The sequence below is a fragment of the Mesorhizobium sp. WSM3866 genome (assembly GCF_002294795.1).
In the GTDB taxonomy this organism is placed as follows: Bacteria; Pseudomonadota; Alphaproteobacteria; order Rhizobiales; family Rhizobiaceae; genus Mesorhizobium.
The window spans coordinates 64,459-77,228 of record NZ_NSGC01000001.1; the positions used below are offsets into that span (position 1 = coordinate 64,459).

Consider the following 12,770-nt stretch of genomic DNA (forward strand, 5'->3'; position numbering starts at 1 on the left):
GGTGAGGGGGAGCGCAGTACGCGGCTGCCCTGCTCCAAGGCGAAAAATGCGTCAGCCGCCGTTCGCCACCAAGGCGATCGCCGCGCGCAGATCCTCGAGCCCTGACGCCTTTTCCGACGAAGTCGCGAGCACCGCCGGGAACGCCGCCGGCCGTTTCTTGATCTTGGCAAGCGTCTCCTCGATCAGCTTCGGCACGCCGGCTGCCTTGATCTTATCGGTCTTGGTCAGCACGATCTGGTAGGACACCGCCGCCTTGTCGAGCAGCGACAGCACCTCCTCGTCCTTGGCCTTGATGCCGTGCCGGGCGTCGATCAGCACATAGACGCGCTTCAGCGTGACGCGGCCCTGCAGATATTCGAAGATCAGCTTCGTCCAGGCATCGACCTTGTCCTTCGGCGCGCTGGCGTAGCCGTAGCCCGGCATGTCGACCAGCGCCATCGGCGGCAGGTCGGCGCCTTCGCCGGAGAAGCCGTCCGGCACGAAATAGTTCAGCTCCTGCGTCCGTCCGGGCGTGTTGGAGGTGCGCGCCAGCCCCTTCTGGCCGACCAGCGCGTTGATCAGCGACGACTTGCCGACGTTGGAGCGGCCGGCAAACGCGATCTCCGGCGGCCCTTCCGGCGGCAGGAATTTCATCGACGGCACGCCGCGGATGAAGATCCACGCGCGGGTGAACAGCTCCGGACTTATGGCAGTTTCGCTTGTGGTTTTGTCCGGCGCGTTCAACCGGCGGCCTCCAGCTTGGAAATATCGGCGCCGCGAATGGCGTTGAGGTTGCGGCTGACCTTGTCGACCGGCCAGTTCCACCAGGCCGCTTTCAAAAGCCGTCGCACCGTGAACTCATCGAAGCGCATCTTCACCACCTTGGCCGCATTGCCGGCGACGATCGCATAGGGCGGCACGTCGTGCGTGACAACCGATTTCGCGGCGACGATCGCGCCATGGCCGATCTCGATGCCCGGCATGATCACCGCATCCATGCCGATCCACACGTCATTGCCGACGATCGTGTCGCCGCGGATCTCTTTCGACCAGGTCTCGGGGTCAAAACCTTCCTCCCAGCCATGGCCAAAAATATTGAACGGATAGGTGGAGAAGCCGGACATGGCGTGATTGGCGCCGTTCATGATGAAGCGGGCACCCTCGGCGATGGCGCAGAACCTGCCGATGATCAGCCTGTCGCCGATGAAGGGATAGTGGTGCAGCACGCACCTCTCGGCGAATTTGTCCGGGCCGTCGGGATCGTCGTAATAGGTGAAGTCGCCGATCTCGATGTTCGGCGCATTGACCAGCGGCTTCAGGAAGCCGACGCGCGGATGCATCGCAATGGGATGCTTGATGTTGGGGTTGGGTCCGGTCATCGCGGTCAGTCCGTAGTTGGCAGGCACGAGGCGGCGCCCTGGCGACGCTGTCTCCCGATCAAACTACCGTGATCCGGCTGCAGCACCAACCCGCGCTCAGCGGCTGCCGCGACAGATCACGATCGGGTTGGAAAGCGCGCTGTCGAAACCGCTGCCCTGATAGACCTGGACGTTGGAGGCGCCGGGCGGCAGCGTGAAACTGCCGTCGACGACTTTCTGGTCGCCGGCCGAGGTGTGCAGGGCCCAGCTATAGGTGCAGAACTGCGGCGGAGCCTTGGGTTGCACGTGGCTGCAGTTGAGCTGCGCGCCGCCGAGCATTGCCGCGCCGCCGCAGCTCACCGCTTCCTTGGCGGCGGCCGGAATCGCGCATGTCAGGAGGGCAGCCACGGTCGCGATCCTGAGCCGGTTCATCTTCATTTTTCGTGCGTGCCTCTGCCGGCCTTCAGTTGCGCCACGTCGGCGCGACGTTTGCTCCAGGCGGCTTAGCTGGTCTTGCGCACCGCGTCCAGCAGGATTATGTGCATGATGATAATAAGCATGCTCACGAAAGCTTGTCTGCCGACTCCGAAGTTCCTCCCATGCCTTCCTCGCTCACCAGCAGCTTCGTCCTGCACGACGTCGCGCGCCTGCCCGGAAAACGCTTCGAGCAGCGCTCGCGCCGCTCGAGCCAGACTCGCGGGCAGGTGCGGCCCTATCTGTCTCGACAGCAAGGCATTCACCTTTCCGCGGACGCGCGGCAGGAGCTGCAAACACTTTGTCTGATCAAATCCAATCTGCTCGAGGCCTGCGCCCAGCCGGCTGTCGACCGGGAGAAAGTCCATGTCTGAACCAGCCTCACCACGCAAGCCCGCCGACGGCGACAGTGCCGGCGACAGAAGCAGCGACCAGGTCATTCGCCTGGACAGCCAGCGCGAGCAAAGGCGTGCCGCCAATCCGGCGATCGAAAACGATGGGCTGGAAGCTCCTGTCGCGCCGGAACCCGCTGCGCTCGAAGCACCCTCGGCCCAGCCGAAGCCGGCCGCCGTCACGATAGCCTCGCCGGCCCGGGCCAAGCCGCGGCGCAACTTAACCCGGTCTGTCCTGTTTTCGCTGCTTCCGGTGGCGCTGGCGGTCGGCGGCTATTACTACGTCGTCGGCGGTCAGGTCATGACCACCGACAATGCCTATGTCCAGGCGCAGTCGCTCGGCGTCTCCACCGATGTCTCCGGCACCGTGCAGGAGATCGACGTGCATGACAACGAGGCGGTTAAGAAGGGCCAGGTGCTCTTCCGCTTGCGGCCGGCCTCGTTCGAGACGGCGCTGGCCGGCGCTCAGGCGCAGCTCGGCACGGTGCGCAACCAGGTGCTGACCTTGCAGGCGAGCTACCAGCAGTCGCTGGCGCAGATCGCCCAGGCCGAGGCCGACATCCCCTATTACGAGTCCGCCTTCCAGCGTCAGCAGGACCTGCTCAAGACCTCAACCGCCTCGAAGGCGACTTTCGACAGCGCCCAGCACGATCTCATCGCCGCCCGGCAGAAAGTCATCGTCGCCAAGGCGCAGGCGCAGGCAACGCTCGCCCAGCTCGGCGGCGACGCCGACCAGCCGGTCGAGAAGAACCCTTTCTACCTGCAGGCCCAATCGGCGGTGGACGATGCCCAGCGCAATCTCGGCGATTCTGTTGTCAAGGCGCCGTTCGACGGCGTCGTTACCAATGTCGATGCGCTGCAGGTCGGCAAGTACCTTCCCGCCTCGCAGCCGGCCTTCAGCCTGGTCTCGTCGACCGACATCTGGATCGCCGCCGAGCCGAAGGAAACCGAGCTCACTTATGTCCGGCCGGGGCAGAAGGCGACGATCAGCATCGACGGCTATCCGGGCGAGGTCTGGCATGGCGAGGTCGGCAGCATCAGCCCGGCCTCGTCGTCAAGCTTCTCGCTGCTTCCGGCGCAGAACACCAGCGGCAACTGGGTCAAGGTCGTGCAGCGCATCCCGATGCGGGTGACGATCGACGACCCGCAAGGCAAGCCGCCGCTGCGCGGGGGCATGAGCGCGGTTGTCAGCATAGACACCGGCCATGCCCGCGGCCTGCCCGATTTCGTGACCGACCTCTTCAGGCGGTTTGAGCAAAAGTCATGAACACCGTCGCCACGGGCACGCCTGCGGTCGCCAATCGCGGCGCCATCACCGCCTGCGTCATCCTGGCGGTCATCATGCAGGCGCTGGACACCACCATCGCCAATGTGGCGCTGCCCTATATCCAGGGCAGCGTGTCGGCGAGCGCCGACCAGATCAACTGGGTGCTCACTTCCTATATCGTCGCCGCGGCGGTGATGACGCCGCCTTCCGGCTATCTTGCCAACCGCTTCGGCCGCAAGCGCATCCTGCTGGTCGCCATCACCGGCTTCGTCGTCGCCTCGGTGCTGTGCGGCTTTGCCCAGTCGCTGCCGCAGATCGTCGGCTTTCGGCTGCTTCAAGGCCTGTTCGGCGCCGCCCTTGTACCGCTGTCCCAGAGTATCCTGCTGGACATCTACAGCGTCGAGGAGCGCGGTTCGGCCATGGCGCTGTTCGGCGTCTCGGTGATGGTCGGCCCGGTGCTTGGGCCCGTCATCGGCGGCTGGCTGACCGAGAATGTTTCCTGGCGCTGGGTCTTCTACATCAACGTGCCGATCGGCGTGCTGGCTTTCGCCGGCGTCTCGATGTTCGTGCAGGAGACCAAGCTCGACCTCAAGGCCCGGCTCGACTGGTTGGGTTTCGGCATGCTCAGCCTCGCCATCGCTTCGCTGCAGATGTTCCTCGACCGCGGCGAGCAGCTCAACTGGTTCTCCTCGTCCGAGATCATCGTCGAGGCGCTGGTCTGCGCGTCGGCCTTCTATATCTTCATCGTCCACACCTTCACCGCCCGCGACACCTTCGTGAACCCGCGGCTGTTCCTCGACCGGAATTTCGCGGTCGGCATGGTGTTCATCTTCATCATAGGCATCACCTATCTCGCCTCGCTGGCGCTGATGACGCCCTACCTGCAAACGCTGATGGGCTATCCCGTGGTGACCGCCGGCATCGTCATGGGGCCGCGCGGCCTAGGCACCATGGCCTGCATGTTCCTTGTCGGCCGGCTGGTCGGCAAGGTCGACACGCGCTGGCTGCTGTTCACGGGGCTCGCGGTCACCGCCTGGGCGATGTACGACATGACCGGCTGGACCCCGGACGTTTCGCAATGGACGATCATCCGCACCGGCTTCATCCAGGGCGCCGGCTTAGGCTTCCTGTTCGTGCCGCTCACCACCATCACCTTCGCCACGCTGGCGCCGGAACGGCGCGCTGAAGGGACGGGCCTCTACAATCTGTCGCGCAACATCGGCTCCAGCGTCGGCATCTCGGTCGTCACCGCGCTTCTGACGCAGAACCAGCAGATCAACCATGCCAACATCGCCGACTATGTGACGCCCTATAGTCCGGCGTTCGGCGATCCGGCGATCGCGCAGGCGCTGAGCCCTTACACCGCCGCCGGCCGCGCCGCGCTCGACGGGCTGGTCACGCTGCAGGCAACGATCATCAGCTATGTCGACGACTTCGAGCTGATGATGTTGCTCTCGCTCGCCGCCATCCCGCTTGTGCTTCTGCTGCGCAAGCCTGGCACACCGGCCAAGGTCGACCACAGCGCCGTCATGGAGTGAGCTGGTGCATGTCGCCCAAAAGCGTGGAGCGGTTTTGGGAAAACGACACTGCATTACAACGTCCCTAAAGCGCGTCGCGCTTTAGGAGGAAAAACCGGGGTCCCCCCGCGGGACCCCGGCCTGCCGGACGGCCTTCCCAACACCGGCGTCGCTGCGCCGGAAGCCGTCGCGGCTTTTGGGGAGGACCGGGGAAGCTACGAGGCAGGCCATGCCGCAGTTTCGCGGGGGCAGGCCAAATTCCGAAAGACGGCTGCGCGAAGTTCTGTCCGGAGCGCCATAGGGCAAGCCGCCAACGAAAAAACCCCGGTCATGCCGGGGTTTTTGGTGTTAGGGCCGGGGTGCCATCTATTCCGCCGGCGATGGTTTCTTGCGGAACATCGCCGCCAGATTGTCCCACAACTCGATCTTGGCGCCCTGGCGCTTCATGATCACGCCCTGCTGCAGGATCGAGAGCAGGTTGTTCCAGGCCCAGTAGATGACGAGGCCGGCCGGGAAGGAACCCATCATGAAGGTGAAGAGGACCGGCATCCAGGTGAACACCGCGGCCTGCGTCGGGTCCGGCGGCGTCGGGTTCATGCGCATCTGCAGGAACATGGTGATGCCCATCACGACCGCCCAGGCGCCCATATGCGGGAGGAAGGCCGGCGGCGCGAAGGGCAGCAGGCCGAACAGGTTGAACACCGAGGTCGGATCGGGCGCCGCGAGGTCGTGGATCCAGCCGAAGAACGGCGCGTGCCGCATCTCGATGGTGATGTAGAGCACCTTGTAGAGCGAGAAGAAGACCGGGATCTGCAGCGCCACCGGCCAGCAGCCGGCCAACGGATTGATCTTTTCCGTCTTGTAGAGCTCCATCATCGCCTGCTGCTGCTTCATCTTGTCGTCCGCGTATTTCTCGCGGATTTCCAGCATCTTCGGCTGCACCTTCTTCATGTTCGCCATCGACGCGTAGGACTTGTTGGCCAGCGGGAAGAAGATGGCCTTGACGATGACGGTCGTGGCCAGGATCGCTAGGCCGAAATTGCCGAAGAATTTGTACAGCGTGTCGATCAGCCAGAACATCGGCTTGGTGATGAAATAGAACCAGCCCCAGTCGATCAGCAGATTGAACTGGCGAATATGGCGGTCAGCCTCATAGGCGTTGATCTTGGCGACTTCCTTGGCGCCGGCGAACACTTCGGTTTCGATGGTTGCGGACTGGCCGGCCTCGATGTTGATCGGATCAGTGAGGAAGTCGGATTGGTAGCGATGGCGCCCGTCCTCGAAATAGCCGTAGCGCGGCTGGAAGGGCTGCTTTTCGGTCGGCACCATGGTGACGGCCCAGTACTTGTCGGTGATGCCGAGCCAGCCGTCGGTCGACTTGCCTGGCTTGACTTCCTTGTCCTTCTCGATGGCGGCGTATTTGTATTCCGTCAGCCCCTCGGTGCCAGTAACCCCGATCAGGCCTTCATGCAGCACATAAGTGCTGGCGACCGCCGGCTTGTCGTAGCGCGTGACGCGACCGTAGTTGAACAGGCTAACGGCAGCGCTTCCCGAATTCTGCACGGTGTCCGAAACGGTGAACATATAATCGTTGTCGACCGAAATGGTGCGCTTGAAGGTCAGGCCCTTGTCGTTGGTGTAGGTCAGCGTCACCGGCGTCGACGGGGTCAGCGTCGGATTGCCCTCAACGCTCCACACCGTGTCGGAACTCGGCACCGCGCCGGTCTTGTCGGTGCCGACGAACCCGATCTCGGCGAAATAGCCGGTCGGTAGCGCCTGCGGATTGAGGAGTTGGATCTCGGGCGAATTCTTGTCGACCGTCTCGGTGTAGTGCTTGAGCTCGAGGTCGTCCAGGCGAGCGCCGGTGAGATTGATCGAGCCCTCGAGGCTCGGCGTGTCGATCTTGATGCGCTTGGTCGCGGCAACAGCCTGGTCACGGCTCTCTACAGTGACTGTCTCGCCGCCAGGTGCGGTCGGGATGGCGCCCGGAGCCGGCGCCGGCGTCCCGGCCGCGCCCGGATTGGTCCCCTGCGCTTCCTTCTTCTGCGCCTCGACGCGCTGCTGCTCGATGCGGGCCTGCTCGCGTTGCTGCTCCATCTTGGGGTTCATGTAGAACACCTGCCAGAGCGTCAGGATCAGCACCGACAGCGCGATGGTGATGAAGAAATTGCGGTTGTTTTCCATCGAAAGCCCTTGGCCTATCGTGTTCCGCGCAGCCGGCGGGAAAGCTCGGCCTTCAACTGGCCGAACGGAATGGCAAGCACGTCTTCGCGCCCGACGATGACATAGTCACTGCCGGGCGCCATGTCATCGGCGGCATGCGTTCGCACGGCTTCTCTCAGCCGCCGCCGGACGCGGTTGCGCACCACGGCGTTGCCGACCTTCTTGGTCACGGTGTAGCCGACGCGTGGCGCACAATCGTCGCCCCGGTCGAGAACCTCGACGAGAAAAAGCCGCCCGCGGCGCTTCTCGCCGCCGCGCACAGCCATGAAATGCGCGCGTTTCAGAAGCCGCCCGGGAGTTTTCCCCTTTGGCTTGCCGGTTGCGGGCAACGATCTCGTCTTTCGTTCAGGCGCTGAGCCGCTTGCGGCCGCGGTTGCGGCGGGCTGCGACGACGCCGCGGCCACCCTTGGTGGCCATACGGGCACGGAAACCGTGCCGGCGCTTGCGGACGAGTTTGGACGGTTGGTAGGTACGCTTCATTTGTTTTAATACCGCGGCGTGCGGCCCTTCTTGATTCTGTCACACTGTAACAGGAGCTTTGCCGGGCCGGTTATAGGCGCGATCGAAACCGCGCCGGGACGGAAGGCCCGAGCGTGAGCGGGCTTATAGGAAGAAGGATTTTGGAAGTCAATCCAGCCCGCCCAAAGGCATTTTTTCACTGGCTGGCGGCGAAATTGGCAAAAAAGCCGCAAATCGCATAATCTTGGTCGATCAAGCCTTCGTGAAAACCGCGTCATGACAAGTGAAGTCCTGTCAACGGATGAAAAGCCACGCCCCGCGGCGGCAAGCTCGCCGCGCCGGGTGCCGCTGTCGCGCGGTCTGTCGACCAAGCTTCTGCTTCTCACCATCGTCTTCGTGCTGCTCGCCGAAATCCTGATCTTCCTGCCCTGGATCGCCAGCTACCGGGTGAACTGGCTGAAGGAGCGGCTGAGCACCTCCGCCGCCGTGTCGATCGTGTTGCTGCAGGGCGAGCCCAACTCCCTGTCGCACACCGCCCAGAACGACGTGCTGATGGCGATCGGCGCCAAGGCGATCGCGGTGCGCGACGGCGGCGTCTCGCGGCTGCTGGTCGTGGCCGACATGCCGCCGAAGGTCGACGAGCATATCGACATTGCCAATGTGGGTCTGGTCAACGGCATGACCGGCGCGCTGGAAACGCTGTTCGCCGGCGGAAACCGGATGCTGCGCGTCTTCGGCCCGGTCGGCGACAGCGACAAGGAATTCGAGCTGATCATGCCGGACTACAGTCTGCGCAACGCCATGCTCAGATATTCGCGTAACGTCGCCGTCGTCTCGCTGCTGATCTCGCTGTTCACCGCCATGCTTGTCTATGCGGCGATCGATCTGATCATGATCGGCCCGATCCGCACCATGACGCGCTCGATCCTGTCCTTCTCCGAGGCGCCGGACGATCCCGGCCGCATAATTTGCCCGACGGAGCGTGCCGACGAGATCGGCGTCGCCGAGCGCGAGTTGTCGCAGATGCAGGATCGGCTGCAAAAAATGCTCGCCGAGCAGAAGCACCTCGCCAATCTCGGGCTTGCCGTGTCCAAGATCAACCACGACATGCGCAACATCCTGGCTTCCGCGCAGCTTATGTCGGACCGGTTGCGCCAGGTGAAGGATCCGACCGTGCAGTCCTTCGCGCCGAAGCTCCTGCGCGCGCTCGACCGCGCCGTCGCCTATTCGGAGGGCGTGCTTGCCTATGGCCGCACACAGGAGCCGGCGCCGTCGCGCCGCCGCTTGCGGCTGCGCCAGCTGGTCGACGACGTGCACGGCCTGCTCGATATCGAGGAGGGCATCGAATTCATCAATGCCGTCGAGCTCACCTTCGAAGTCGACGCCGATTCCGACCAGCTCTTCCGCGTGCTCACCAATCTGTGCCGCAACTCGGTGCAGGCAATGGCGGCCGACACCGAGAGCGCGGTGGTGCGTCGGCTCGCCGTCTCGGCCGAGCGCTTAGGCAGCGTCAGCCGCATCACCGTCAGCGACACCGGCCCCGGCCTCCCGCCCAAGGCGCGCGAGAACCTGTTCGCCGCCTTCCGCGGCTCGGCGCGCAGCGGCGGCACCGGCCTTGGCCTGGCGATCGCCCATGAGCTGATCCGCGCCCATGGCGGCACGGTGGAGCTGGTCGAATCGATCGGCGGCCGCACGGTCTTCGCCGTCACCATCCCCGACCAGCCGGTGCGACTCGATCAGGCCCGCAACGGCCTGCGCCGCCCGGCTTGACCGTGGCAGGCCAGGGAAGACGTTCCCGCTTCGGAGTTCCGCGAAGCAAAGACCCCGGTCGGAATGTGATCCTGTAAACGCCTGCGACAAAACTTTTGCCGGGCCGGCTTGCTTTTCCGAAATTCAGTCGTTAGGGAACACTCCACATCGCGGCCGGCGTCTCGACCGGATCGCGGGGCTTGTGTCTCACACGGCCTGATGCGCCCGTAGCTCAGCTGGATAGAGCACCAGACTACGAATCTGGGGGTCAGGAGTTCGAATCTCTTCGGGCGCGCCATTTTGTAATGCACATACCAATGTGGTGCAGACGTCGTCAGGCTTCCTAAGGTGGCCGCTTCCAGGCCCTTTCCGCACATTCCAGTCCGTTTCGGTCCGATGACCGGAGTTGGCCGGTGGCGGTCTCTCCGCTCTTGGTTACCGCTTCTCGAAAGCAGACGTCGGCATGCAATGCGTCGACGGCTCATTTGTGGCGGCAAGCGGTGACCAAATCTGTGCGTCTCCTCAGGCGCCGGGTGTACTGCGGGGTCAGCCGGCCAGTCGGTTTTCCGTGACACCGGCCCGCAACCTTCAGAATATGATAGCTCGCGGCAAGAAGCCGGTGCTGGTTTAGAAAGCCCCGCAGGCGGCAGCGGCGGAACAGTCAGAGCCAGCGGCGAACCTCGGCCTTATAGCGGCGGTAGTCGTCGCCGAACTTCGCTTCGAGATAGCGCTCCTCGCGGTCGATCACCTGCGTCTGGATCGCGATCAGCACCAATGGGAGCAACGCGAAGGCGATCGGCCCGTCGAAGCCGATCGCAAGGCCGGCATAGATAAGCGCCATGCCGAGATACATGGGATTGCGGGTCCACCGATAAGGACCGGTCGTTGCGATGAGGGTCGTTGGCTGCGACGGCGGAACGTTGGTGCCCAGCCGCCGGAACAGCCCCGCCGCCGCAAGCATCATCGCCGCGCCGGCAACGAACAGCAGCGCGCCCGTCGCGACCAGCAACCGCCAGTCGACGTCGAAAGAGCACAGGGTGACGAACCGCTCCGCCGCCAGCCCCAACAGCAGCGCTCCCAGATAGACCAAAGGCGGAGGGAAGCGCACACCCGCGCTGTCCGGTTCGACGGCCATGCTCCTCTCCAATCTCTGCTCTCAAACCAGCATGGACTGCTGGGCGAAGATACCTGCCATCGCGCCGTGCGATGATGCCAGGGTAACCGATGGCGGCGTGAGGGGGTTGGCGAGGTCGCCGGCGGCGTAGATGCCGGGCATGCTGGTTTCGCGGCGCTCGTCGACCTTGAGGATGATGCCGACGGGCGTATCGACCGTGGCGAGGCCCAGTGATTGATGCAGGCTTGCGGACGGTTTGTTGCGCGGATGCGCGAACAGGATGTCGACCGCGACATTCGGGCCGGTATCGAGCTTGACGGTGGCGTTATGGCCCCCGTGATGGGCGATCTCGATGATCCGGCCATCGACGACAGGTGTGTTGCGGCGCGCCAGATCGGCCCGGATATCGGGCGGAATGTCATGACCATCGGCGAACACCGTCAACCTGTCGGTCCAATCGTGGAACAGCCTGACCTGATTGTGCGACTGCCGGCCGGACCAGACGAGGCCCCAATGCTGGCCGGCGACTTCAAAGCCGTCGCAATAGGGGCAGGGCACGATGGACGTGCCCCAGCCTTCGGCAAAGCCCGGCACATCAGGCATCTGGTCGATGACGCCATAGCTCAGGATCAGGCGGCGCGCCCTAAGGGTTTCGCCATCATCAGTGACGACTGAGAAATCGTCGATGGCGCCGGAGACGCTTTCGGCCCGGGCATTGACCAGCTTGACCGTGGGATAGCGGGCCAGCTGCTGCCGCGCCTCAGCCAGGATGTCCAGCGGTGGCTTGTGGTCGTGGCCGAGCAGACCATGCGAGTGGCCGGCGAAGCGATTGCGCGGCAGGCCGGTATCGAGAACGGTGACTTTGCGGCGGGCACGGCCGAGTTGCAGGGCGCCAGCGAGACCGGCAAAGCTGCCGCCGATGATGATGACGTCATCCATGGTGATGGGCTCCGTGTTGTGGTTGGAGGGGGTTGGGTTGGGCCTGGCGCGCAATATCGTCCAGCGAGTCGCCCATCACTGCGTTGATCGATCGGACGATGCCGCATTCGATATCGCCGGGCGGCCCGGATTTGGAGGACATGGTTGAAACCTACCCAATGGCTTGCGCATTTAAGAAACTGTATGGTATCGTAATTCAGGAATTAGGATACTGTCAAGGACTGTAATTGTGGTAACCGCGAAAAACACCCGGGCCCGGCGCGGCCGGCCCGCCAACGAGGCGCTTGGCCAAACGATCGTCGACACCGCGGGCGAACTTTTTGCGGAACTGGGTTTTCAAGCGACGACATTGGACAAGGTCGCCCAGCGAGCGAAGATATCCAAGCTCAGCATCTATCGGCACTTCGAGAACAAGGAGACGCTGTTTGGCGCGGCGTTTGCGGCCCGCTGCAATCAGTTAATACCACAGGCCCTTTTTAAAGGCGTCGACGGTTCGGCCGAAGATCAGCTCATGGCGGTGGGATCATCACTGCTTCGCACGCTGTTGCGCCCGGACGTCCGCAAGGTCGAAGCCATGGTCATGGCCGACATGACGAGTCAAAAGTCGTTGAGCAAGCTCCATTACGAAGCTGGCCCCGCCCATATCATCGCCCAAATCGAGGCCCTGTTGCGTCAGTTGCACGCGAAGGCGGTTCTGGACGTGCCCGATCCTCTCCGGTCCGCCCGCTTGTTTGCCGCGCTTTTCAAAGGCTCCGATCTCCTGATTATCGCACGCTTCGATGAGGCGAGAGCAGAGGACGACAACGAGATCGAATCCTATTGCCGGTCGGCCGTCGCCATGTTCATCGCCGCGCACAGTGGCAATGACCACGCGGGCGGATAACCTAGCCTAACCTCGTGTCCACCGAACTGGCAGCAGCTCAGTCCAAACCTCTACGCCTTGGGCGGTGTTCCAGGACCTGTGACCGGCGTAACCGCTACCACCCGTTCGGGGCCTTAGTGCCGGCTTAGGCAGACCGTCAGCTCTCGGGAAGCTGCAACGGTGGTCTGAATGGCGAAAAATGGTGGCGCAAAGCGGACGTTCCCGTCAGGAATCTGAAGTAACCACAATGACATACGAGTTCCCAGTTTCATCCCTCCGGTCCGCCAATTAACCAAACTGAACTCCCGCGCATTTGCCTCGCCGGCCGAAGCAGTCGCTGGCTGCCTACGCTCACGCGGCGAGGTTCACGTGGCGTATTAATCCACGATCCCGATCGGGTCGGCAGTGGTACCCGAGCGTTCTTGAGTTCAGCTTTT

General features: G+C 63.6%; 13 protein-coding genes and 1 tRNA gene. 6 read left to right on the top strand and 8 right to left on the bottom strand.

Annotated features, from left to right (window positions below; all coding sequences use genetic code 11):
- Positions 1 to 51: 51 nt before the first annotated feature.
- The 3 genes from yihA to CK222_RS00340 all read right to left on the bottom strand — a co-directional run bounded on the left by yihA (position 52) and on the right by CK222_RS00340 (position 1,769).
- Complete coding sequence (gene yihA / locus CK222_RS00330) at positions 52 to 723, bottom strand: ribosome biogenesis GTP-binding protein YihA/YsxC (protein ID WP_067002997.1); 672 nt, start codon at positions 721 to 723, stop codon at positions 52 to 54.
- Positions 720 to 1,358, bottom strand: coding sequence for a CatB-related O-acetyltransferase (locus CK222_RS00335; protein WP_095799437.1), 639 nt, complete (start codon positions 1,356 to 1,358; stop codon positions 720 to 722). The genes yihA and CK222_RS00335 overlap by 4 nt, the downstream gene beginning before the upstream one ends.
- A 96-nt stretch (positions 1,359 to 1,454) precedes the next feature.
- Entirely contained in the window at positions 1,455 to 1,769 is a 315-nt protein-coding gene (locus CK222_RS00340) for a hypothetical protein (protein WP_095799438.1), read from the bottom strand.
- A gap of 35 nt (positions 1,770 to 1,804) precedes the next feature.
- On the opposite strand from CK222_RS00340, the gene CK222_RS00345 reads away from it, so the two are divergent.
- From CK222_RS00345 to CK222_RS00355, 3 genes are read left to right on the top strand one after another with little or no spacing between them, the layout of a single operon-like run.
- The gene (locus CK222_RS00345) at positions 1,805 to 2,185 is read left to right on the top strand and encodes a hypothetical protein (protein ID WP_245432936.1); all 381 of its coding nucleotides are present in this window, start codon (positions 1,805 to 1,807) and stop codon (positions 2,183 to 2,185) included.
- Positions 2,178 to 3,470 (top strand): HlyD family secretion protein, encoded by a 1,293-nt coding sequence (locus tag CK222_RS00350; protein WP_095799027.1) that lies wholly within the window; start codon positions 2,178 to 2,180, stop codon positions 3,468 to 3,470. Before CK222_RS00345 ends, CK222_RS00350 begins: the two co-directional genes overlap by 8 nt.
- Positions 3,467 to 5,008: a DHA2 family efflux MFS transporter permease subunit gene (locus tag CK222_RS00355; protein ID WP_095799028.1), complete on the top strand. Its 1,542-nt coding sequence runs from the start codon at positions 3,467 to 3,469 to the stop codon at positions 5,006 to 5,008. The genes CK222_RS00350 and CK222_RS00355 overlap by 4 nt, the downstream gene beginning before the upstream one ends.
- A 345-nt stretch (positions 5,009 to 5,353) precedes the next feature.
- On the opposite strand, the gene yidC is transcribed toward CK222_RS00355, so the two are convergent.
- Genes yidC through rpmH form a run of 3 tightly spaced genes read right to left on the bottom strand, consistent with a single transcriptional unit; the run spans position 5,354 to position 7,690 of the window.
- Entirely contained in the window at positions 5,354 to 7,171 is a 1,818-nt protein-coding gene (gene yidC / locus CK222_RS00360; protein ID WP_095799029.1) for a membrane protein insertase YidC, read from the bottom strand.
- A gap of 14 nt (positions 7,172 to 7,185) precedes the next feature.
- Entirely contained in the window at positions 7,186 to 7,539 is a 354-nt protein-coding gene (gene rnpA / locus CK222_RS00365; RefSeq protein WP_095799030.1) for a ribonuclease P protein component, read from the bottom strand.
- A 16-nt stretch (positions 7,540 to 7,555) separates the two neighbouring features.
- Positions 7,556 to 7,690 carry a 50S ribosomal protein L34 gene (gene rpmH / locus CK222_RS00370; protein WP_008833937.1) on the bottom strand — a complete coding sequence of 45 codons (135 nt, stop codon included), beginning with the start codon at positions 7,688 to 7,690 and terminating at the stop codon, positions 7,556 to 7,558.
- Positions 7,691 to 7,945: 255 nt separating this feature from the next.
- Between rpmH and CK222_RS00375 the strand changes: the two genes are divergently transcribed.
- Both CK222_RS00375 and CK222_RS00380 read left to right on the top strand, forming a co-directional pair.
- Positions 7,946 to 9,439, top strand: coding sequence for a HAMP domain-containing sensor histidine kinase (locus CK222_RS00375; RefSeq protein ID WP_067002984.1), 1,494 nt, complete (start codon positions 7,946 to 7,948; stop codon positions 9,437 to 9,439).
- Between the two features lie 200 nt (positions 9,440 to 9,639).
- Positions 9,640 to 9,716: transfer RNA gene (locus CK222_RS00380), tRNA-Arg, on the top strand.
- A gap of 363 nt (positions 9,717 to 10,079) precedes the next feature.
- On the opposite strand, the gene CK222_RS00385 is transcribed toward CK222_RS00380, so the two are convergent.
- A complete protein-coding gene (locus tag CK222_RS00385) occupies positions 10,080 to 10,553 on the bottom strand; it encodes an isoprenylcysteine carboxylmethyltransferase family protein (protein WP_095799031.1) in 474 nt (157 codons plus the stop codon).
- Between the two features lie 21 nt (positions 10,554 to 10,574).
- Positions 10,575 to 11,471 carry an NAD(P)/FAD-dependent oxidoreductase gene (locus CK222_RS00390; RefSeq protein ID WP_095776856.1) on the bottom strand — a complete coding sequence of 299 codons (897 nt, stop codon included), beginning with the start codon at positions 11,469 to 11,471 and terminating at the stop codon, positions 10,575 to 10,577.
- 229 nt (positions 11,472 to 11,700) lie between these two features.
- On the opposite strand from CK222_RS00390, the gene CK222_RS00395 reads away from it, so the two are divergent.
- Positions 11,701 to 12,354 carry a TetR/AcrR family transcriptional regulator gene (locus tag CK222_RS00395; RefSeq protein ID WP_095799032.1) on the top strand — a complete coding sequence of 218 codons (654 nt, stop codon included), beginning with the start codon at positions 11,701 to 11,703 and terminating at the stop codon, positions 12,352 to 12,354.
- Positions 12,355 to 12,770: the final 416 nt, after the last annotated feature.

Excerpts from the sequence above, each read along its gene's own strand:
- CK222_RS00335 (WP_095799437.1), bottom strand. The coding sequence starts at position 1,358 with ATGACCGGACCCAACCCCAACATCAAGCATCCCATTGCGATGCATCCG.
- CK222_RS00340 (WP_095799438.1), bottom strand. The coding sequence starts at position 1,769 with ATGAACCGGCTCAGGATCGCGACCGTGGCTGCCCTCCTGACATGCGCG.
- CK222_RS00350 (WP_095799027.1), top strand. The coding sequence starts at position 2,178 with ATGTCTGAACCAGCCTCACCACGCAAGCCCGCCGACGGCGACAGTGCC.
- CK222_RS00355 (WP_095799028.1), top strand. The coding sequence starts at position 3,467 with ATGAACACCGTCGCCACGGGCACGCCTGCGGTCGCCAATCGCGGCGCC.
- yidC (WP_095799029.1), bottom strand. The coding sequence starts at position 7,171 with ATGGAAAACAACCGCAATTTCTTCATCACCATCGCGCTGTCGGTGCTG.
- rpmH (WP_008833937.1), bottom strand. The coding sequence starts at position 7,690 with ATGAAGCGTACCTACCAACCGTCCAAACTCGTCCGCAAGCGCCGGCAC.
- CK222_RS00375 (WP_067002984.1), top strand. The coding sequence starts at position 7,946 with ATGACAAGTGAAGTCCTGTCAACGGATGAAAAGCCACGCCCCGCGGCG.
- CK222_RS00385 (WP_095799031.1), bottom strand. The coding sequence starts at position 10,553 with ATGGCCGTCGAACCGGACAGCGCGGGTGTGCGCTTCCCTCCGCCTTTG.
- CK222_RS00390 (WP_095776856.1), bottom strand. The coding sequence starts at position 11,471 with ATGGATGACGTCATCATCATCGGCGGCAGCTTTGCCGGTCTCGCTGGC.